At 66.9% G+C, this 21,026-nt stretch carries 20 protein-coding genes; 7 read left to right on the top strand and 13 right to left on the bottom strand.

The genetic code is table 11. The features are described 5' to 3' along the window. The first annotated feature begins 79 nt into the window (after nucleotides 1–79). The 3 genes from J3R73_RS07440 to J3R73_RS07430 all read left to right on the top strand — a co-directional run bounded on the left by J3R73_RS07440 (nucleotide 80) and on the right by J3R73_RS07430 (nucleotide 3,761). Nucleotides 80–1,849: an acyl-CoA dehydrogenase family protein gene (locus tag J3R73_RS07440; RefSeq protein ID WP_307437175.1), complete on the top strand. Its 1,770-nt coding sequence runs from the start codon at nucleotides 80–82 to the stop codon at nucleotides 1,847–1,849. 108 nt (nucleotides 1,850–1,957) lie between these two features. Then, nucleotides 1,958–2,821 carry an SDR family oxidoreductase gene (locus J3R73_RS07435; protein ID WP_307424469.1) on the top strand — a complete coding sequence of 288 codons (864 nt, stop codon included), beginning with the start codon at nucleotides 1,958–1,960 and terminating at the stop codon, nucleotides 2,819–2,821. Nucleotides 2,822–2,825: 4 nt separating this feature from the next. Continuing rightward, nucleotides 2,826–3,761, top strand: a complete 936-nt coding sequence (locus J3R73_RS07430) for a histone deacetylase family protein (protein ID WP_307424466.1) — start codon at nucleotides 2,826–2,828, stop codon at nucleotides 3,759–3,761. A gap of 94 nt (nucleotides 3,762–3,855) precedes the next feature. Here J3R73_RS07430 and J3R73_RS07425 read toward each other — a convergent pair whose 3' ends face one another. The 6 genes from J3R73_RS07425 to J3R73_RS07400 all read right to left on the bottom strand — a co-directional run bounded on the left by J3R73_RS07425 (nucleotide 3,856) and on the right by J3R73_RS07400 (nucleotide 7,973). Further along, nucleotides 3,856–4,497, bottom strand: coding sequence for a hypothetical protein (locus J3R73_RS07425; RefSeq protein ID WP_307424461.1), 642 nt, complete (start codon nucleotides 4,495–4,497; stop codon nucleotides 3,856–3,858). A gap of 127 nt (nucleotides 4,498–4,624) precedes the next feature. Then, nucleotides 4,625–4,885 carry a hypothetical protein gene (locus tag J3R73_RS07420; RefSeq protein WP_307424458.1) on the bottom strand — a complete coding sequence of 87 codons (261 nt, stop codon included), beginning with the start codon at nucleotides 4,883–4,885 and terminating at the stop codon, nucleotides 4,625–4,627. An 86-nt stretch (nucleotides 4,886–4,971) separates the two neighbouring features. Continuing rightward, nucleotides 4,972–5,355, bottom strand: a complete 384-nt coding sequence (locus J3R73_RS07415; protein WP_307424455.1) for a TIGR02301 family protein — start codon at nucleotides 5,353–5,355, stop codon at nucleotides 4,972–4,974. A 50-nt stretch (nucleotides 5,356–5,405) separates the two neighbouring features. Beyond that, nucleotides 5,406–5,840, bottom strand: coding sequence for an NUDIX hydrolase (locus J3R73_RS07410; protein ID WP_307424453.1), 435 nt, complete (start codon nucleotides 5,838–5,840; stop codon nucleotides 5,406–5,408). Nucleotides 5,841–5,988: 148 nt separating this feature from the next. Next, nucleotides 5,989–7,284 carry a HAMP domain-containing sensor histidine kinase gene (locus J3R73_RS07405; RefSeq protein ID WP_307424451.1) on the bottom strand — a complete coding sequence of 432 codons (1,296 nt, stop codon included), beginning with the start codon at nucleotides 7,282–7,284 and terminating at the stop codon, nucleotides 5,989–5,991. Beyond that, complete coding sequence (locus J3R73_RS07400; RefSeq protein ID WP_307424448.1) at nucleotides 7,284–7,973, bottom strand: response regulator transcription factor; 690 nt, start codon at nucleotides 7,971–7,973, stop codon at nucleotides 7,284–7,286. Before J3R73_RS07400 ends, J3R73_RS07405 begins: the two co-directional genes overlap by 1 nt. A 120-nt stretch (nucleotides 7,974–8,093) precedes the next feature. On the opposite strand from J3R73_RS07400, the gene J3R73_RS07390 reads away from it, so the two are divergent. The 4 genes from J3R73_RS07390 to J3R73_RS07375 all read left to right on the top strand — a co-directional run bounded on the left by J3R73_RS07390 (nucleotide 8,094) and on the right by J3R73_RS07375 (nucleotide 13,690). Further along, entirely contained in the window at nucleotides 8,094–9,548 is a 1,455-nt protein-coding gene (locus tag J3R73_RS07390; protein WP_370879862.1) for an efflux RND transporter periplasmic adaptor subunit, read from the top strand. Then, a complete protein-coding gene (locus J3R73_RS07385; RefSeq protein WP_307424445.1) occupies nucleotides 9,545–12,631 on the top strand; it encodes an efflux RND transporter permease subunit in 3,087 nt (1,028 codons plus the stop codon). The genes J3R73_RS07390 and J3R73_RS07385 overlap by 4 nt, the downstream gene beginning before the upstream one ends. Before the next feature lie 127 nt (nucleotides 12,632–12,758). After that, complete coding sequence (locus J3R73_RS07380) at nucleotides 12,759–13,418, top strand: SOS response-associated peptidase (RefSeq protein ID WP_307424442.1); 660 nt, start codon at nucleotides 12,759–12,761, stop codon at nucleotides 13,416–13,418. A gap of 44 nt (nucleotides 13,419–13,462) precedes the next feature. Next, on the top strand, nucleotides 13,463–13,690 hold the full coding sequence (locus J3R73_RS07375; RefSeq protein ID WP_307424439.1) for a hypothetical protein: 228 nt from the start codon (nucleotides 13,463–13,465) through the stop codon (nucleotides 13,688–13,690). Nucleotides 13,691–13,735: 45 nt separating this feature from the next. Here the strand turns inward: J3R73_RS07375 and J3R73_RS07370 are convergent, their stop codons facing one another. The 7 genes from J3R73_RS07370 to dxs form a co-directional block, all read right to left on the bottom strand. Next, entirely contained in the window at nucleotides 13,736–15,184 is a 1,449-nt protein-coding gene (locus J3R73_RS07370; RefSeq protein ID WP_370879861.1) for an FAD-binding oxidoreductase, read from the bottom strand. Nucleotides 15,185–15,193: 9 nt separating this feature from the next. Further along, the gene (locus J3R73_RS07365) at nucleotides 15,194–15,763 is read right to left on the bottom strand and encodes a VapC50 family PIN domain-containing toxin (RefSeq protein WP_307424434.1); all 570 of its coding nucleotides are present in this window, start codon (nucleotides 15,761–15,763) and stop codon (nucleotides 15,194–15,196) included. Between the two features lies 1 nt (nucleotide 15,764). Beyond that, nucleotides 15,765–16,220 (bottom strand): helix-turn-helix domain-containing protein, encoded by a 456-nt coding sequence (locus tag J3R73_RS07360; protein WP_307424431.1) that lies wholly within the window; start codon nucleotides 16,218–16,220, stop codon nucleotides 15,765–15,767. An 80-nt stretch (nucleotides 16,221–16,300) separates the two neighbouring features. Next, nucleotides 16,301–16,846 (bottom strand): gluconokinase, encoded by a 546-nt coding sequence (locus tag J3R73_RS07355; protein WP_307424429.1) that lies wholly within the window; start codon nucleotides 16,844–16,846, stop codon nucleotides 16,301–16,303. 88 nt (nucleotides 16,847–16,934) lie between these two features. Next, nucleotides 16,935–18,131: a class I SAM-dependent RNA methyltransferase gene (locus tag J3R73_RS07350; protein ID WP_307437170.1), complete on the bottom strand. Its 1,197-nt coding sequence runs from the start codon at nucleotides 18,129–18,131 to the stop codon at nucleotides 16,935–16,937. Between the two features lie 23 nt (nucleotides 18,132–18,154). Continuing rightward, complete coding sequence (locus J3R73_RS07345; RefSeq protein ID WP_307424426.1) at nucleotides 18,155–18,886, bottom strand: TlyA family RNA methyltransferase; 732 nt, start codon at nucleotides 18,884–18,886, stop codon at nucleotides 18,155–18,157. Between the two features lie 162 nt (nucleotides 18,887–19,048). Continuing rightward, a complete protein-coding gene (gene dxs / locus J3R73_RS07340; RefSeq protein WP_307424423.1) occupies nucleotides 19,049–20,965 on the bottom strand; it encodes a 1-deoxy-D-xylulose-5-phosphate synthase in 1,917 nt (638 codons plus the stop codon). Between the last annotated feature and the right edge of the window lie 61 nt (nucleotides 20,966–21,026).

Genomic DNA, 21,026 nt, shown 5'->3' with positions numbered 1-21,026 from the left:
GCCATTGCCCGCCGCGACGCATTCCGTCAAGGTCGAACCTGCGCACCGCCTTCGAGAACGTATCAGCCCGGAACCCCGCATGACCTATCAAGCGCCCGTCGCCGACATCGCCTTTGCGCTCCGCCATGTCGCCGATCTCGACAGCCTGCAGCAGGAGGGCCTCTATCCCGAGGCGACGCCCGACGTCGCCGCAGCCGTGCTGGAGGAAGCCGGACGCTTCGCCTCCGAACGCATCGCGCCGCTGAACCGCGACGGCGACCGCGTCGGCGCCAGGCTGGAGGGACACGGCGTCGTCACCGCGCCGGGCTGGCGCGAGGCGTACCGGGACTGGAGCGCCGCCGGATGGAACGGCCTGGCCGCACCGGCCTCCTTCGGCGGCCAGGGCCTGCCGCTCCTGCTCAACGCCGCCTGTCTCGAAATGTGGAACGCCGCCTCGATGGCCTTCGGCCTCGGGCCGCTCCTCACCATGGGCGCAGTGGAAGCGCTCGGCTCCCATGGCTCGCCGGCGCTCCGGGCGGCCTATCTCGGCAAGCTCGTCAGCGGCGAATGGATGGGCACCATGAACCTCACGGAGCCGCAGGCCGGCTCCGATCTCGGGGCGTTGCGCAGCCGGGCCGAGCGGCGGGACGACGGCAGCTATCGCATCTTCGGCCAGAAGATCTTCATCACCTATGGCGACCACGACCTCACGCCGAACATCGTCCACCTCGTTCTCGCGCGCCTGCCCAACGCGCCGGCCGGCACGCGCGGCATCTCGCTGTTCCTGGTGCCGAAATATCTGCTCGATGCCGAAGGCCGGCCGGACCGGCGCAACGACGTGCTGTGCGCCGGGCTGGAACACAAGCTCGGCATTCACGGATCGCCCACCTGCACGATGGTGTTCGGCGACAAGGAGGGCGCCGTCGGCTACCTGGTCGGCGAGGAGCACCGGGGCCTGGCCTGCATGTTCACCATGATGAACAATGCACGGCTCGCCGTCGGACTGCAGGGGGTGGCGATCGCGGAGCGGGCCTACCAGCAGGCCTTGGCCTATGCCCGGGAGCGGCGGCAGGGCCGCAGCGCCGGATGGCGCGAAGGCGGCATGAGCCCGATCATCGACCATCCGGATGTGCGCCGCATGCTGATGGAAATGCGCGCCAAGACCGTCGCGGCCCGCGGCTTGTGCTACCAGCTCGCCGAAGCGCTCGACCGGTCGCGCCGGAGCGAGGATCCGGCGCGCCGCGAGGACGCCCAGAATCTGGCCGCGCTGCTCACGCCGGTCGCCAAGGCCTTCGCGACGGATATCGGCAACGAGGTCGCCTCCCTCGGCATCCAGGTCCATGGGGGCACCGGCTTCATCGAGGAGACCGGCGCCGCCCAGCATTTCCGCGACGCCCGCATCGCCGCGATCTACGAGGGCACCAACGGCATCCAGGCGATCGATCTCGTCACCCGCAAGGTTCCGCTGGGGGACGGCCGGGTGATGGCCGGCTTCATCGCCGGCCTGCGCAATTCGCTGGAGCCAATGGCCGGCACGCCCCGCTTCGCCGGGTTGGCTCCCCTGCTCCTGCAGCCGGTGGACGCCCTCGAGCGGGCGACGGCCTTCGTTCTCGCCGCCCTGCGCGACCGGCCGGCGGATGCGCTCGCCGGCGCGGCTCCCTATCTGCGCCTGTGCGCCGTCGCCGCCGGCGGCGTGGTGCTCGCCCGCGAGGCGATGGCCGCCGCCGCCATCGACCCGCACGATCCCGCCCATCGCCGGCGCATCGATACGCTGCATTTCCACGCCACCCAGATCGCGCCGCCCGCGGCCGCCCTGGCAACAGGAATCATGCGCGACCATGCGGATGCGGGCCTCGAAACCGTGTTCTGATCCATGGCAGGATGAGGTTCGATAGATTCGCCGTCCCGCTCGAACGATTGCCACGCCATTCTGCCCGGGCGCCCCGCCCCGGCACAGTACCCGGTTGAGGAACCGCCGATGTCGCTCGCCAACAAGACCCTCTTCATCACCGGCGCCTCGCGCGGCATCGGACTCGCCATCGCGCTCAGGGCCGCTCGCGACGGCGCCAACATCGTCATCGCCGCCAAGACCGACGCGCCGCATCCCAAGCTGGAGGGAACCATCCACTCGGCGGCCGAGGACATCGAAAAAGCGGGCGGCCGCGCCCTGCCCCTCGTGGTCGACGTCCGGGACGAAGAGAACGTCAAGGCCGCCCTCGCGCGGGGCGCCGCCGAGTTCGGCGGCATCGACATCGTCGTCAACAACGCTTCCGCCATCCAGATGAGCACGGTGGCGGACATCGAGATGAAGCGCTTCGACCTGATGCACCAGATCAATGCGCGTGGCACCTTCATGGTCTCGAAATTCGCCCTGCCCTATATCGCCAAGGCCGCCAATCCGCACATCCTCATGCTGTCGCCGCCGCTCGACATGAAGGAGAAGTGGTTCGCGCCGCACACGGCCTATTCGATGGCCAAGTTCGGCATGAGCCTCGTCGTGCTCGGCCTCGCCGGCGAATTGCGCGGGCGCATCGCCGTCAACGCCCTGTGGCCCCGCACCACGATCGCGACGGCGGCCGTGCGCAACATCCTCGGCGGCGACGCCCTGATCCGCCGCTCGCGCAAGCCCGAGATCCTCGCCGACGCCGCATGGCGCATCTTCGGCAAGCCCGTCGACTTCTCCGGCAACTTTCTCATCGACGACACGTTCCTGAGCGGCGAGGGCGTCACCGATTTCGAGCCCTATCGCGCCGACCCCACCCAGACGCTCGCGCCGGACTTCTTCGTCCCCGACGATTCGGTTCCTCCCCCCGGCGTGGTCGTCGGCACCACGATGGTATAGGACGATGGCGACCCTCCTCGTCACCCACCCCGCCTTCGCCCGCCACGAGACGCCGCGCGGCCATCCCGAGCGCGTCGAGCGTATTCTGGCGGTCGAGTCCGCCCTTTCCAGCCCCGCTTTCGAGGCGCTCGAACGGCAGGCGGCGCCGGAAGCCGCCTTCGATGCGATCGAATCCTGCCACTCGCGCCGCTATATCGAGACCTTGCAGCGCCTCAGTCCGCATGACGACGAGGGCCTGGCATCGCTCGACGCGGACACATCGATGTCCGCCGGCACCCTCGAAGCCGCCCGGCGCGGCGTCGGCGGAGCCATGCTGGCGGTGGACCAGGTGATGACGGGCAAGGTGCGCAACGCCTTCGTGGCCGCGCGCCCGCCCGGCCATCATGCCGAGCCCGAGCGCGCGATGGGGTTCTGCTTCTTCAACAATGTCGCCGTCGCGGCCCGGCATGCCCAGCGGGCGCACGGGGCGGTGCGCGTCGCGATCATGGATTTCGACGTGCATCACGGCAACGGGACGCAGGCGATCTTCTGGGCCGATCCCACCATCCTCTACGCATCGACGCATCAGATGCCGCTCTATCCGGGCACCGGAGCGCGCGATGAGGTCGGAGAAGCCGGCACCATCGTCAACGCGCCCTTGCGCGCCGGACAGGGCGGCGCCGAGTTCCGCGAGGCGATGAAGACGCTCATCCTGCCCCGGATCCGCGCCTTCGCGCCCGATCTGCTGCTGGTCTCGGCGGGGTTCGACGCCCATGCCGACGATCCCCTCGGCAGTCTCAACCTCATCGAGGAGGACTATGCCTGGGTGACGCTGGAATTGATGCGGGTTGCGGACGAGACGGCCGGGGGCCGCATCGTCTCGGTGCTCGAAGGGGGCTATGACCTCGCGGCGCTCGCCCGCTCCAGCGCCGTCCATGTGGCGGCATTGATGCAGGCCTGAAACGAAGGGAGGGGAGCGCAGCCCGCATCGACCTTGCGAGGCGATCGGCCGATGCGCCGCCGCCGAACGGTGTTCTGAAACCGGCCTCTTGACCTCAGTCGCCGTCCTCGAAGAACTGCCACTTGCCGTCCGGGCCGATGCCGAGGCGGTAGAAGGAGTAGACGCCCTTGTCCTGCATGTCCTGGAAATCGCCGGCGGTGATCAGCCGGAACAGTTCCACCATCTGCGGGCCTGTGAGCTTGCTGAGGGGGTAGCGCGCGAAATAGGGCCAGACATAGGCCTCCTGCGGCGTGCCGACATCGACATGGACGTAGCCGGATTCCAGCACGTCCTCCATGATCGCCAGAATCTCCCGGCCCTGCGGATCCCCGGCGAGCAGCTTGAGCGTGGCGATCGGATCGTCGCTGTCGCCGCCGGACAGTTCGGGCGTCGCGCCATTGGCCTCGATGATCGGCCGCAGCGATTCGAGATCGCCCGTCTTGATGGCGGCGATCAGCTTGCGGCGCAATTCCTTCACCGGGGCGGGCAGGCCATCCTCGCCGTAGAACACCTGGGGCGCCTGGGCGTCCGTGCTGTCGTCGTTCGCCGGCGGGGTAACGGTAACGGTCGGCGTCTGGGTGCTCACCGAGGGCGGAGAGCCCGGGGAGGACTGCGTGGCGTCATTGGCTGCGAGGGACGAGGTGGCGCCCATCAGGAGGACAGCGAGGCCGGAAATGGCGAAGGCTATGCGGCGCATGGGCGACCATCGGGTGAGGAACGTACGAATCGGGGGCGGGCTCATTCCAAGCTAATCACTGCGCCGGGGCATTACGAGGGCGACAACCCGCCTCATGCCACAATCCCCCTGCGGCCAGCGTAACAATCTATTGATGCATACCCTGAAGGGTGAACTCCCCATTGCGCACGCGCTCGGGCAACCGCTCCGCAAAGCGCGCCACCGGCTCTTCGCCATAGGTCGCGACGAGTTCCTTGAATGCCGCGAACAGGGCGGCATTCGCCACGCAGTCCCCGTCGATGCCGTCGAGAATGGCCTCTTCCCACGCCTGCAAGAGATAATCGAGCGCCGCCCGACGCGCATCGTCGGCAGCGAATTGCTGTTGGAGGGTGGTGACGCGATCAAACATGGCCTTTTCCGTGCCGCGGCGCCTGCCGTCGACACCGGCAACATAGCATGCCGGCGTCCCGGGAATAGACAGTTTGAAATTAATCGTTAATGGCCGTAGCGGGATTCGAGCTCCTTGGTGATGGCACCGCTCTGGTCGAGATAGGAGCGGATGATCCCTCCCGCCGCCTCGTTGCAGGTGCGGTAGGTCTCGGAGAACGTCCGGAAGCCGCGGTTGAAGGCACCGGCGAAGCGCTCCTTCGCCGCCTCGTCGAGCGCCTGCGCCGCCATCAGGGCGTTCATCTCGTCGCGCCAGGCCGGCGCATCCGCGAACCCGCAGAGACCGCGCAGATAATGCAGCGCGCCCATCAGCTCCGACAGGCGCAGCAATTGCGGTTCGTAGGGGGGCGCCGAGGGCGCCTGGGCCGGCGGAGGCGGGACCGGAGGCGTCTGGGCTCGCCCCGGCGTGGCGCCGCCCAGCAGGGCCGCCACGAGGCCGGCAAGGAGCCACCGGGCTGCGGAATGTAGTCGCCGCTCGCGCGTCACAACAGACGTCCGGCGGCGGCGACGACCGCGGCGAGGCCCTCCGTCACCGGCAGCCCGTCGAGGGTCTGGGGATCGGCCCAGCGGAAGCCGAGGACCTCGTCGTTCGGACGTGGCTCGCCGGCGCAGCCTCTCGCGGCGAACACTGCGATGACGAAGTGCCGATGCACGGCTCCCGCCTCGTCGCGATGGATCACTTCCTTGTGGCAGACGAAGCCCGCGATCTCCACGTCGAGCCCGGTTTCCTCCCGCACCTCGCGCCGGGCCGCCGCCTCCAGCCCTTCGCCGGCCTCGACGGCACCGCCCGGCAGGGAGAACAGGCCCCGCCCCGGCGAACGCGCCCTTTCCCCCAGCAGCACCTTGCCGTCCCTGAAGATGACGACGCTCGCTGCGAGGATGGGGCGGATGGGATAGGCTCGGGACGCATCTTCCATCCAGGCAGTATTCCTGGCGGACGGACGCGCCGCAACCCATATCGGCGTCAGGAGGCGCACGGTCGCCGAGGGAAATTCCTGGACGCGCCAAGGGGCTCACCTGTCGCCGTGCGGCGTCCGAACCGGATCCATCCCCCTGCCGGCTATCTCAGCCGAACGGGAACATGTCTTCCGGCTTGCGGGCCGCCAGCCTGGGGATTTCCAAGGTGACGGCCAGACCGCCGCCGGCGGCGATCGAAGCCGTCACGCGGCCGCCATGCTCTTCGATCGCATGTTTTGTGATGGCCAGGCCAAGGCCATAGCCGCTTCGCGCAACCGCATGGCTTCCGCGCGAAAAAGGCTGGAAGATCCATTCGAGCTCGGACGCCGGCACGCCGGCCCCCTCGTCCGTGACCGTCACGCGAAGCCGCTCGTCGACGATTTGAGAAAAAATCGAAACGCGGGAATTGTCGGGTGAATATTTGAGCGCGTTGCGGATGACATTCTCAAACGCCCGATAGATCAGTTCCCCGTTGACCTCGGCGACGAATGCCGCGACGCCGTCATGGGACAGGGAAATTCCACGAGCCTGAGCCTCGAAGGCCGCATCGTCCACGATCCCGTTCAGGAGATCCATGAGGTCGAGGGTTTGCACCGCGCCGTCGCCGGAGCGGGCGCTCAGTCGGGCGAGTGTGAGGATCTCGCCAACCAGCCCGTCGATACGCTCGATCTCGCGATCCATGCGATCCATCATGATATCGAGCCTGGACGGATTCTGTCTGAGCACGCCGATGGCCGCCTGAAGACGGGACAGGGGCGAGCGGAGCTCATGGGACACGTCATGAAACAGCCGCTGCTGGATCCCTTGGAGTTCCTCCAGGTGGGCGGCGCTGGCATCGAAGTCGTGCGCGAGAGCCGTCACTTCGTCCTTCCGGCCGTCCATCTTGTCACCGATGCGCACGTCGAACCGGCCCTGGGCGAGAGCGCTCAGACCGTGGCGGAGATGGACGACGGGGAGAATGAGATAGCGGGCCAGCCAGAAGGCGGACACCGCGCTGGCGATGAGGGCCGAGACCCATGGCAGCAGCTTCGGCCAGTCTCCCGCCATGGTGCCGGATTCCTGCGCGATGATGCTCACGCGGCTGCAAGTGCCGCCGACAGCGACGCTCCGCACATTTTCCGCCTCGACGCCCGGGCAAGCGCTGGAAGGGCCAATCTCGGAAACAGACAGGTTGACAGGCCGAGGCAGCGCCGCCACGGCCCGGGCGAAAGCCTCGGCGGCATCTTTCCCTTGCTGCTCGAGCAGCCGCGCCGCCACATCCAGGGTGAAGTCTCGCCGCTCGCGCGCGATATCCTGGGAGAATGGAGCAGCGTCGAGCAGGTTGATGATGATGAAGGGCCCCGCGACCGACGCGGCCATCGTCAACCAGATGATGGTGAAGAACTTCCAGAACAGGCGACGCATCATCGATCCTGCAGGAGCTGGTAGCCTTGCCCGCGCACCGACTGAATCCAGGACTGGCCATCGCCCCTTGCGCCGAGCTTCTGACGGACGCTGCTCAGGTGAACGTCGATCCGCCGATCGAAAGGCGTCAAGGGCCGCCCGAACGCGTGCCTTGAAATCTCCTGCTTGGACACGAGCTGGCCGGCGTTGCGGGCGAGAACTTCGAGCAGGCTGAATTCGGTACCTGTCAGTTCCAGAGGCTTGCCGCGCCATTCCGCCGCCCTGTTTCCCGGGTACATGACGAGTTCGCCCGCACGGAGCACTTCCTGCGCCGTTCCGGCCCCCGACGGGCCGGCGCGGCGCAATATCGCCTTCAATCTTGCGGCGAGTTCGCCGGGAGAGCACGGCTTCGGCACATAATCATCGGCACCGAGGTTGAGCCCGGCGATCCGATCGACGTCATCGCCCTTGGCCGTCAGCATCAGGACGGGCACCGTACTCGACCGTCGGATCCGCTGCAGGACATCGATGCCGTTCATGTGCGGCATCATGATGTCGAGGACGATGATGTCGACGGCGTTCGATGCAGCCTGTGCGATCGCGGTGCGCCCGTCCTGCGCGGTCGAGACCTCGAAACCCTCCTCATTGAGATACTCTTTCAGGAGGGTCGTGAGATCGACATCGTCGTCGATGAGAAGGACCTTTACCATTCTGAGTGCCCGTCATTCGTCAAGAGAAAACCCATACAAGAAAAATGCCGGCCGGATAGGGAGTTTTACTTATCTTAACATTGACTTAACGGCACTTAACGCCCGCGCCGCTATTGATGGATGAGTTTACTGTGTCCCGGGCGCCGAATGAGAGTTGTATTTGACAAGCAAATTGCGCTCGAGCAGGGGCTCGCGGCAGCCATGGCCGATGTCGGGGCGGCGAAAGCCGATCTCTATCCCAGCCTGAGCCTCGGCGATCCGGCGAGGATCGACAGTTCGATGCCGACCGGAACGTCAGTGCCGTGGTCCTTCGGCCCGGCGCCGACGATCCCGCTTTTCGACGGCGGATCGCGCCAGGCCGCCAGGAGCGCGATCGCCGAGATCGAAGCCGCTCTTATGCGGGTCGACGGCGCCCGCAGGCGGATCGGCGATGCGAGCAGCGCAGCTCGTTTCCCTGCCGCTGGCCCATGCAAAGGCACAAGGAAATCTCCTGTGATGTGGCGTTCCGCCTGTTTATTCGTTGCTCTGCTCGCCGGGGCGAGCCCTGCTTTTGCTGCTGAGACCTCCAATGGACAGCAGCAGGAGGAAGCTGCGGCCCTCACCGTGGCCGTGGTCAAGCCGACCCAGCGCCAATGGCCGGAGACCGTCCCCGCGACCGGCTGGCTCAAGCCTTGGCATGAAGCGATCATCGCCTCGGAGATCGGCGGTCTTCGCATCACGGATGTTCTCGCCGATGTCGGTTCGGTGGTCTCGAAGGGCCAGCCGCTGGTGCGCCTCGCCCAGGAAACGGTGCTTGCGGATCTGCGCAAGGAGGAGGCCTCGCTCGAATCGGCCAAGGCGGACCTGGCCAAGGCGAAGGCGAATGCGGACCGGGCGCGCAAGGTGCTGGGCAGCGGCGCGCTTTCGGACGAGAAGGTCACGGAATATCTGATCGCGGAGCAAACGGCGGCCGCCAGCCTCGATTCCGCACAGGCCACGCTCGACGGTCAGAAGATCAAGGTCAACCAGACGACGATCGCAGCGGTCGACGATGGCTTGATCACGTCGCGGTCCGCCCAGCTCGGCGCGGTGGTCTCGTCCGGCACCGAGCTTTTCCGGCTCATCCGTCAACAGCGCGTCGAATGGCAGGCTGAGGTCTCGGCGCGCTACCTCCCCCGCATCAAGGAGGGCCTTGGGGTCGTGATCTTCGGCCCCGGCGATCGGCGCATAGAAGGGACGGTCAGGCTGGTCGGCCCCACGGTCAGCACCGACACGGGTCGGGCGATCGTCTATGTCACGCTGCCGGCAGAGGCCCATCCCCCGGTCGGCATCTACGCGACGGGGCAGATCCAGCTTCAGACGACAAGCGCGCTCACGGTACCCGAGACGAGCCTCGTGTTCCGCGACGGCATCAATTACCTCTTCACCGTCGGCAAGGATCGGCGCGCCCTGCGCGTACGCGTCGAGACAGGCCGCCGCAACGACGGCGAAGTGGAGATCATATCCGGTCTGGAACCGTCCGCCGATGTCGTGAAGTCCGGTGGCGCATTCCTCTCGGACAAGACCCTGGTAAGGGTCGAAGGAGAGGCGCCATGAACTTCTCCGCCTGGTCGATCCGCAATCCGGTTCCCGCCATTCTGTTGTTCGTTCTCCTGACGGTGGGCGGTCTTCTCGCCTTCGATCGACTGTCGGTCCAGAATTTTCCCGACATGGATCTGCCGACGGTCAAGATCACCGCGAGGCTGGAGGGCGCCGCGCCGTCGCAGCTGGAAACCGAGGTCGCGCGAAAGATCGAGGACAACCTCGCCTCGCTCAGCCTCCTCGATCACATCACCACGACGATCACGGACGGGTCCGTGTCGATCAGTGTCTCCTTCCGCCTCGAAAAGAACAGCGAAGAGGCGCTGAACGAGGTCCGCAACGCCGTGGACAGCACGACGGACCTGCCGTCGCAGATGGAGTCGCCGAGCGTGACGAAGGTCACGCTCCAGAGTTCTCCGCTCCTCACCTATGCCGTGCGCTCGACCCGCCTGAACGAAACCGAGCTTTCCTGGTTGGTCGACAACGACATGACGAAAGCGCTGCTCTCGGTCTCCGGCGTCGGCGAGGTCAGCCGGGTCGGCGGGATCGACCGCGAGGTGCATGTCGACCTCGATCCCGGAATCATGGCCTCGCTCGGGATAACGGCCGAGTCCGTCTCGTCGCGTCTGAAATCGGTCCAATCCGATACGTCGGGCGGTCGCGGCGAGATCGGAGGCGGCAAGCAGACAATCCGGACGCTCGGCGCCGTCGCATCGGTGGAGGAGCTCAAGGCCATCGTCGTCCCCCTCTCGAATGGCGCGCTCGTACGCCTCGACGAGATCGGCACGGTGACCGACAGCTTTTCCGATCGCTCGTCGCTCGCCTATCTTGACGGACAGCCGGTGATCGGCGTCCAGGTCAAGCGCTCGAACGGCTTTTCGGACACCGGCGTCGCCACCGCGATCCAAGCCGCGATGCAGAAATTCGCGGCCGCCAATCCGGACGTGAACATCGTCGAAGCTTACACCACGGTCACGCCGATCATCGAAAACTACGACGGCTCGATGCACATGCTCTACGAAGGCGCGATCCTCGCCGTCGTGGTGGTCTGGCTTTTCCTGCGCGACCTGCGGGCGACCTTCCTGTCCGCGGTGGCCCTGCCGCTGTCGGTCATCCCGACCTTTCTTGCGATGTATTTCGCCGATTACAGCCTGAACACCGTAACCCTTCTCGCGCTTTCCCTGGTGGTGGGCATCCTGGTCGACGATGCCATCGTGGAAGTGGAGAACATCGCGCGCCATCTGCGGATGGGGAAGTCGCCGATCGACGCGGCGCTGGAGGCGGCCGACGAGATCGGCCTCGCGGTCATCGCCACCACCTTCACGCTCGTCGCGGTATTCCTGCCGACCGCCTTCATGAGCGGTATCCCCGGGCTCATTTTCCGTCAGTTCGGCGTCACGGCGGCGGTGGCCGTGCTGGCCTCGCTTCTGGTCGCTCGCCTTCTGACGCCGATGATGGCCGCCTACATGATGAAAGCCCTTCCGGTCGAGGAGAAGGATGGCTTCATCATGCGCGCCTACATGGCGGCGATGAAAGCCTGTCTGCGCCACCGGAAGCTGACGGTCGTTGCCGTCTGCGTGTTCCTCGGCTTGTCTCTGTCGACGATCCCCTTCCTGAAATCGGGCTTCCTGCCTGCGTCCGACGACGCGCAGACAAAGGTCACGCTCAAGCTGCAACCCGGCAGCACCCTCGCGCAGACGGACGCGATAACGCGCAAGGCCACGGACATCATTGCGAAGCTGCCCGACGTCACCGGCGTGTTCGCGGCGGTCGGCAGCGCCACGTCGGGGTCCGGTCTCGATTCTTCGATGACGAGCGATGTCACCTCCGCGACCCTCGTCGTCGATCTCAAGCCGATCGGCGATCGCGATCGCAAACAGTCCGTGATCGAGAACGACATCCGCCGGGCCTTGGCCGTGCTGCCGGGCCCGAGGGTCGAAGTCGGCACCGGCGGCAATGGAACCAAGCTCGAGATCACCCTCGCCAGCGATGACGCAGGCGCCCTCGACGAGGCGGGGAGTGCCCTCGAAGAGCAGTTGCGTAGCCTTCAAGGCATCGGCGCCGTGACCTCCAGCGCGTCGCTCCAGGCACCGGAAGTCCAGATCGTGCCGGATTTCGCGCGCGCCGCGGCACTCGGCGTGACATCGGAATCGATTGCCGAGGCGGTCCGTGTCGCGACCAATGGCGACTATTCCTCGTCGATGGCGAAGCTCAACCTATCGCAGCGACAGGTCTCGATCCGCGTGCGGCTGGATCCTCGCAACCGGACGACGCTGGACGATATCGCCAATCTCCGCGTGAGCGGCGCGAAAGGCAGCGTCGATTTCGGCTCGATCGCGGACATTCGGATGGGAGGCAGCCCGTCCGAGATCGACCGCATCGACCGCTCGCGTAACATCACGCTCACGGTGGAACTCAACGGCCGGATCCTCGGCGACGTCAACCGTGAGGCCCAGGCCCTCCCGGCGCTGAAGAATTTGCCGCAGGGGGTTCGGCTGGTCGAGCAGGGCGAGTTGCAGCGGAGCTCCGAATTGTTCGAAAGCTTCGGCATCGCCATGGCGATCGGTGTTTTCTGCATCTATGCCGTGCTGGTTCTGCTCTTCCACGACTTCCTGCAGCCCCTGACCATCCTCATGGCGCTGCCGTTGTCGCTGGGCGGAGCCCTCCTGCCGCTCGTCGTCACCGGCACGAGCTTCTCCATGCCGGCGGTGATCGGATTGCTCATGCTCATGGGCGTGGTGACGAAGAACTCCATCCTGCTGGTCGAATATGCGATCATGTCGAGGCGGGGCGGCCTGTCGCGCTTCGATGCCCTCGTCGACGCCTGTCACAAGCGCGCCCGGCCCATCGTGATGACCACCATCGCCATGGGATGCGGCATGCTTCCCGTCGCCCTGAGCCTCACCGGGGGCGATTCGAGCTTCCGGCAGCCCATGGCGATCGTCGTCATCGGTGGGCTGCTCGCCTCGACATTTCTCAGCCTCCTCGTCATTCCCGTCATATTCTCCTTCGTCGACGACTTCCTTGAACTCGTCAAAAAGCCGTTTCGCGCAAGGCAGGGCAAAGAGCCGGAGGAAATGCCTGGGAAGGCGGTCTGACCTGCCGCCGCCGGGAGCTGCGATCGAAGCAGACGACGAATTTCTATCGCAGCATCGGGGGATCCGGCCGTAAACTGACCGGAGCAATGTCCGCTCTCGATGATCGACCGAACCGCCGAGGCCCTTGATGACCGGCCGCTTCGCCCTCACCCATCCGCCCTCTGAGGTCCGTGACTGGTTCGGCTATGCCGAGGAACCGGATTTCCCGCCGCGCTACAACATCGCGCCGAGCCAGCCGGTGGCGGTGGTGCACGCCGATTTCACGGCGAGGCATTTCACCCTGATGCGCTGGGGCTTCATCCCCGGCTTCATCAAGGACACCTCGACCTATCCCCTCCTCATCAACATCCGTTCCGAGACCGTGCAGGAGAAGCCGTCCTTCCGTGCCGCCTTCATGCGCCGGCGCTGCGTGCTGCCGGCCGACGGCTTCTACCAGTGGCAGGCGTCCGGGCGCGCGCGGCAGCCCTTCCTGCTGCGGCGGCCGGACCGCGGTCTGTTCGCCCTTGCGGCGATCTGGGAGACGTGGTCCGGCACCGACGGCAGCGAGATCGACACGGTCGGCATGCTGACGACCGATGCCAACGGCACCCTGGCGGCCGTCGGCGAGCGCAGCCCGGTCATCGTCCCGGAAGATCGGCTTTCATTCTGGCTCGATCCGCTGACCCGTCCGGGCGACGCCGCCGCCTTGCTGCGGCCGCCTTCCGCCGACTTCCTTGAACTGGTGCGCATCGGACCGCATGTAAACAGGGCGGACAATGATGGCCCGGAAATCCAGCAAAGCGCGTGAAGGCCCGTTGGGCCGGACGCGATCACCGTTCGAGGAGCGTCCCCATGAAGAACCCGCTGATCGGCCTTGCGGCGCTACTTGCCCTCTGTCTCACCGGCTGCTCCGCCGGTGTCTATGCCGGCTCGGCAAGTCTTCGGTCCGGTCCGGCTGCGCAGACGATATGCACCCACAGCTATGGCGCGCAGGTGCAGGTGCCCGACGGCGCCGACAACGGGCTGCGCGAACACAGGCGGTGCGTCACCGCGCCCGATGATGACGACGACGGCTATTGAGACGGCATTTCGGCCGTCCCGCTGAGGATCCGGGCGAGGTTCCCGCTACAGGACCTTGCCGGGATTCATGATTCCGTTCGGATCGAGCGTCGCCTTGATCGAGCGCATCATCGCCAGTTCCACCGGATCCTTCACACCCGGCAGCAGGGCGCGCTTGGCCTGGCCGATGCCGTGTTCGGCCGAGATCGAGCCGTGGAATTCGGCGACGATGCCGTGCACCAGCGCGTTGGTCTGTTCCCACTGATCGAGGAAGGCCTTCTTGTCGCCGCCGACCGGCTGGGAAACGTTGAAGTGGATATTGCCGTCGCCGAGATGGCCGAACGGCAGAGGCCGGCTGCCGGGAATGAAGGCTTCCACCGCCGCGATCGCCTTGTCGAGAAAAGCCGGCACGAGCCGGACCGGCACCGAGACGTCGTGCTTGATCGAGCCGCCTTCGAAGCGCTGGGACTCGGACAGGAGCTCGCGCAGGCGCCAGAAGTCGGCGGCCTGGTCGAGCGAGGCCGCGATCACCGCATCCCTGGCATAGCCCTTCTCATAGGCCTGCATCAGCATGGCCTCCAGCGCCTCGCCGACGCCCAGCTCGGCCGAGGACGAGACTTCGAGCAGGATGTACCAGGGATATTTCTCCGCCAGGGGATCGCGGGCATCGGCGCCGTGGGCCAGCACGAAGTCGACGCCGCGGCGCGGCAGCAGCTCGAAGGCGGTGACGGTGCCGCCGCCATTCTCCCGCGCCACCTGGAGGAGCGAGAGCGCCGCCGCCGGACTGTCGACGCCGATGAAGGCGGTGCCGACCGAGCGGGGCTTGGGAAACAGCTTGAGGACGGCCGCAGTGACGATGCCCAACGTGCCTTCCGAGCCGATGAAGAGGTTCCTGAGATCGTAGCCGGTGTTGTCCTTGCGCAGATGGCGCATGCCGTGCCAGATCCGCCCGCCGGGCAGGACGACCTCGAGCCCGAGAACGAGGTCGCGGGTATTGCCATAGGCGATCACGCCCGTGCCGCCGGCATTGGTGGCGATGTTTCCGCCGACGGTGCAGCTGCCCTCGGACGGCAGCGTCAGCGGAAAGAAACGCCCGGCCGCCTCGGCCGCTTCCTGCGCGCGCTGCAGCGTGACGCCGGCCTCGACGTCCAGCGTGTTGCCTTCGGGATCGACGGCCCGGACCTTGTCGAGCCGCTTCAGGGAAACCACGATCTCATGGCCGGTGGCGTGGGGGATCTGGCCGCCGACCAGGCCGGTATTGCCGCCCTGCGGCACGATCGGCGTGCGGGTCTCGTCGGCGAGCCTGAGGATGGCGGCGACCTCCTCCACCGAACCCGGGAGCAGCACCAGCGGCGTCTTGCCGTGATAGCGGTCACGCCATTCGCGCAGATAGGGCCCCTGCCCGCCGGCATCCGCGATGGCGTAGCGTTCGCCGACGAGGGCGGCAAAGCGCGCCGACAGATCGGCGGAGAATTCGGAAGGCGTCGGCGAAGGCGTGGACGAAGGCATGGGCATTGTCTCTATTCAGATGAATTGGCTGAACGGTTCGATCTCGCTCGCCGTCGCCAGCAAGCCATGCTGACGCAGCGTATCCAGGTAATCGAGGGCTGACCGCGGCGGCTTCTTCAGGCGCATTCTGACGGTCCGGACGGCGTTGAGGAAGGCTGGCTGGCGCAGATGAAATTGGTGTCGCAGGAATTCATCCGGATGTAGCGCCTCGATATCCCATCTCTCAAGCGCGGAAGAGGGAAAGTCCTTCAAATTTGCCGTCACGATCAAGTCCGCGCGTCCTTTGATCGCAGCGGCGAGAACATGGCGATCATCGCGATCCGACAACGACAATCCATCGATCAGCGGCTCGAAATCGATCACCAGCGCATCCCGAACGTGCGCATTCATGAGCCGCCTCGTGCGCTCCAATTGGTCCCGGGTCAGATCGGTGCGGTTTCGCAGCACCGCATGGATCCACTCGTCATGAACCCTGTTCGACCATTTTGCGAAATAAAGGTCTCCGACGGCCAGTTCGAGCAGGATATCGCGTATGGCAGCCGGATAAAGGACGGATGCATCCAGGAATGCCGTGAACCGCGCCAACTCAATATCCCATGTCCAGTTCTTCGGCCTGGGCCACGAGTTCGTCGAGCGCGAGGCGACGATCGCGGTCAATCGCGGTCTTGAACGCCATGACGTCCTCGAATCGAAGACGACGATGCGTTCCAACCGTGCGATACGGAAGCTTGCCGTCTTTCAGCAACTGGATGACGAACGGGCGCGAGACGTTCAGGACATCCGCAGCCTGCTGGGTCGTGAGCTCCGCATCCTGCGGAACGATCGTGACGGCATGGCCTGCGGCCATATCTTCGAGAATATCCATGAGGAGTTGAACCGCACCGACCGGCAATTCGATAATTGTGTCTCGACCGGCGTCTCGCACGCTCATCGTGAGGGGACGCTTCATGCGAGCCAGAGGCGCCAGACGCTGGCCGGAGACACGCGCAAGCTCGGCGTCCTCCTGCGAAGGAGGCAATCTTGAAAGAGATGCTTTGCTCATGGCGGAACTCTCGCATCGAACGTCGAAGGTTCGTCATCATACAGCAAACGAAATAAACGAAACAATCCTTCGCCTGTATCTCAACGAGGAGACTTCGATCCGCGGCTGAACCCAGCGAGTTTTTCCAGCACCATGGCGGCGATCTCGTCGGGCGTCGCGCCGATCGAGACCGCGAGCGGCGCCTCGTCGGCGCCCGGCGGCTCGAGTGTGGCGAACTGGCTGTCGAGCAGGGCCGGCGGCATGAAATGATTCTTCCGCTTCGCCAGCCGCGACGCGATGAGGTCCTTCGTTCCCTCCAGATAGACGAAACGCACATCGCCATGGCCGTCGCGCAGGGCATCGCGATAGATCCGCCTCAGCGCGGAACAGGTGACGATGACGTGCCCTCCCCGCCGGCGGGCTTCCTCGATCCAGGCTGCGATCGCCGCGAGCCAGGGCCAGCGGTCCTCATCCGTCAGGGGCGTGCCGGCATGCATCTTGGCGACGTTTTCGGGCGGATGGAAATCGTCGCCGTCACGGAACGGCCAGCCGAGCTCCGCGGCGAGAAGCTCCGCGATGGTGCTCTTGCCGCTGCCGGAGACGCCCATGACGATCAGGGCCGTGGGAAGTGGGGATTCGACAGGCATGCGCTCCATCCGGCGGCAGGGACGATGGTGATTGGTAAGGGAAGGAGCGAGGGATATGCAAGCGCAACCCGCCCCCGGAGCAGGCCGCCTATCCGCGGTCGAACAGGCCGACGACCTCGACATGGGCGGAATGGCGGAACTGGTCGACGGGCGTCACCCTGGCGAGCCGGTAGCCGCCCGCCACCAGCAGCGCGGCGTCGCGGACGAAGGTCGCCGGGTTGCAGGAGACGGCGACGATGCGGCGGACCTTGGAGGCGGCGAGGCGCCGGGCCTGCGCTTCCGCACCGGCACGCGGCGGATCGAACACCACTGCGCCGAAAGGCTTGAGCTCGTCCGCCAGCAGGGGCCGGTGGAACAGATCGCGCGCCTGCGCCGTCAACGGCTTCAGCCCCTGCGCCCGGCGCGCGGCCCGCTCCAGCGCGGCGACCGACGGCTTGTCGGCGTCATAGGCCTGGACATGAGCCGCCGCAGCCAGCGCCAGGGCGAAGGTGCCGCATCCGCAGAACAGATCCGCGACGGTCTTCGCGCCGGAGACGCCCTCGCGTACCAGATCCGTCAGCACGGCATCGGCCTCCGCCGTCGCCTGCAGGAAGGCGCCGGGCGGCGGGGAGACGTCGGCGGCGCCGAAGCGGACGACCGGGGCACGCCGCTCGATAAGGATGTCGCCATGGTTGGACAGCCGCGCGAGGTCGAAGCGGGCGGCGAGATCCGTCAGGCGCAGGCGCAGCGCCGCGTCGATGCGGCCGGCGCCGCGGATGTCGCAGTCGAGCCCGGTCGCGGTCGCCGTCAGCACGATGTCGAGAGGCTTGCCGAGACCGCGCAGCATCTTCTCGATCGCGCGGACGGCCTCCAGCCCCCCATTGAGTTCGGGTACCAGGATCGGGCAGGCGTCGAGGTCGACGAGCTCGTGCGAGCGTGCCTCGGCAAAGCCCACTTTGCCCTTGCGCGCATGCAGCGTGACGCGGCGGCGGCCTCTGCCATGGGCGTCCACCAGCGGCTCGACGGCGATGTCGAGGCCGGCCTGGCGCAAGGCGTCGACGACGAGGCCCCGCTTCCAGGCGCGATAGGCCGGTTCGGCCAGATGCTGCACCGCGCAGCCGCCGCAGCGCGTGAAATGCGGGCAGAAGGGCTCGATGCGGTCGGGACTGGCTTTGTGCAGGGCCACGAGCCGCCCGCGCTCGCCCTCGACCTCCGCATCGGCGATCTCGCCCGGCAGCGCATAGGGCACGAAGATCGGTCCGGGGGCGACGCCGTCGCCGCGATGGCCGAGCCGCTCGATCGTCACTTGAATCAATGTACCCGCCCCGCTCAAGAAACCCGTTCCGCCGCCAGGAGAAATTCCCGGTTGCCGTCTCCGCCCTCGATCGGCGAGGGCACGGTGCCGCGCACGCGCCAGCCGAGCCCGGTGACGAGATCGGCGATGCGGGTGCAGACTTCCGCATGGACGGCCTCGTCCCTGACGATGCCTCCCTTGCCGATCCTGTCGCGCCCCGCCTCGAATTGCGGCTTGATCAGCACGGCGAGATCGGCCCCCCCGCCGGCCAGCGCCAGCGCCGGCGGCAGCACGAGGGCCAGCGAAATGAAGCTGACATCGGCCACGACGAGATCGACCGCATCGGGGATCAGCGCCGGGTCGAGCCGGCGGGCATCGACCCCTTCCAGCGAGACCAGCCGCGGCTCCCCGCGCAGGCTCGCATGGAGCTGGTCGCGCCCGACATCGACAGCATAGACCTTGGCGGCACCGCGCCGCAGGAGCACGTCGCTGAAGCCGCCGGTCGAGGCGCCGACGTCGAGGGCGATCCGCCCTTCGACGGCAATGCCGAAATGGTCGAGGACATGGTCGAGCTTGACGCCGCCGCGCGAGACGAAGGGGTGGGCCGGCCGGGCCTCGATGACGGCATCCGGCTCCAGCGCCTCGGATGCCTTCTTCACCGGCCGGCCGTCCGCGGTGACCAGCCCGGCCTGGATCGCAGCCTGCGCCCGGGCCCGGCTGTCGAAGAAGCCGCGCTCGACGAGAAGGAGATCAGCCCTTTTCCGCATCACATCCCTTCAGCGGCGGACGCCGCAAGACAGAACGCCGGAGGTGGATCGGCCCTCCCGGGACCGCAGGCTTCCAGCCTGCCCCTTCCGGCCGGCGGCGCGGATCCCAAGAGGCGGGCAGGATGCCCGCGGTCCCAGGATGTCCGCGCTCCCCGGGAAGCATCACGCGCGTTTGGCGCCGGAAAGCGTGTCGCGTCCGAGGACGGCGAGGACCTTGGCGACGATGCCGGCGGCGTCGAGGCCGGCGCGGGCATAGAGCGTCTCGGGCTTGTCGTGGTCGAGGAACAGGTCCGGCAGCACCAGCGAGCGGAACTTCAGCCCGCGGTCGAAGGCGCCCGCATCGGCCAGGCACTGCGCCACGAACGAGCCGAAGCCGCCCACCGAGCCTTCCTCCACCGTCAGCAGCACCTCATGCTCGCGCGCCAGCCGCAGCACCAGATCCTGGTCCAGCGGCTTGGCGAAGCGCGCATCCGCCACCGTCGCCGACAGTCCGAACGCCGCCAGGTCCTCCGCCGCCTTCAGGCATTCGGCCAGCCGCGTCCCCAGCGACAACAGCGCGATATGGCTGCCCTCGCGCAGCACCCGCCCCCGCCCGATCGCCAAGGGCACGCCCTGCTCCGGCATCTCCACCCCCACGCCCTCCCCGCGCGGGTAGCGGAACGCGATCGGCCCCGCGTCATGCGCCGCCGCCGTCGCCACCATGTGAACCAATTCCGCCTCGTCCGCCGCCGCCATCACCACCATGTTCGGCAGGCAGCCCAGATACGCCACGTCGAACGCCCCGGCATGCGTCGCTCCGTCCGCCCCCACCAGCCCCGCCCGGTCGATCGGGAACCGGACGGCCAAGTTCTGGATCGCCACGTCGTGCACCACCTGGTCATAGGCCCGCTGCAGGAAGGTCGAATAGATCGCGCAGAACGGCTTGTAGCCCTCCGCCGCAAGCCCCGCCGAAAACGTCACCGCATGCTGCTCGGCGATCCCCACATCGTAAAGACGCTGCGGGAAGGCCTGGCCGAACAAATCCAGCCCCGTCCCCGACGGCATCGCCGCCGTCACCGCCACCACCCGCTCGTCCCGCTCCGCCTCCTTCACCAGCGCCTCGGCGAACACACGCGTATAGGCCGGCGCATTCGCCTTCGCCTTCACCTGCGTCCCCGTGATCACGTCGAACTTCACCACCCCGTGATACTTGTCCGCCGACGCCTCCGCCGGGCCGTAGCCCTTGCCCTTCTGCGTCACCACATGCACCAGGATCGGCCCCTCCGCCTGGTCGCGCACATTCTTCAAAACCGGCATGAGATGGTCGAGATTGTGCCCGTCGATCGGCCCGACATAATAAAAGCCGAGCTCCTCGAACAGCGTGCCCCCCGTCAGCAGCCCCCGCGCGAACTCCTCCGTCCGCCGCGCCTTGTCGTAGAAGAAGCGCGGCAGCTTCTGCGCCAGCATCTTGCCGAAATCGCGCAGGTTCTTGTACGTGCCCCCCGACACCAGGCGCGCCAGATAGGCCGACATCGCCCCCACCGGCGGGGCGATCGACATGTCGTTGTCGTTCAGGATCACGATCAGCCGCGACCCCAGCGCCCCCGCATTGTTCATCGCCTCATAGGCCATGCCCGCCGACATCGCCCCGTCGCCGATCACGCAGATCACATTGTTCCGCCCGCCCTTCAGGTCCCGCGCCGCCGCCATCCCCAGCCCCGCCGAGATCGACGTCGAGGAATGCGCCGCCCCGAACGGGTCGTATTCGCTCTCGCTGCGCCGCGTGAAACCCGAAAGGCCCCCGGGCTGGCGCAGCGTCCGGATCCGGTCCCGCCGGCCCGTGAGGATCTTGTGCGGATAGGCCTGGTGCCCGACATCCCAGATCACACGGTCCGCCGGCGTGTCGAACACCGCATGCAGCGCCACCGTCAGCTCCACCACCCCCAGCCCCGCACCCAGATGACCGCCCGTCACCGACACCGCGTCGATCATCTCCGCCCGCAACTCGTCCGCAACCTGCCGGAGCTTGTCCTCCGGCAGAGAACGTAGATCGGACGGTATACGGATCGTATCCAACAACGGCGTCGAAGGCTGGGGCAAGGTGTCACCGGGAGTCGATTGGCGGGAATCCGGCCCGGCCGCAGGGGCCGGGAAGAATCCT

Origin of the sequence: Labrys monachus (assembly GCF_030814655.1) — a bacterium.
Classification (GTDB): domain Bacteria; phylum Pseudomonadota; class Alphaproteobacteria; order Rhizobiales; family Labraceae; genus Labrys; species Labrys monacha.
This window is presented reverse-complemented; position numbering and strand designations above follow the sequence as displayed.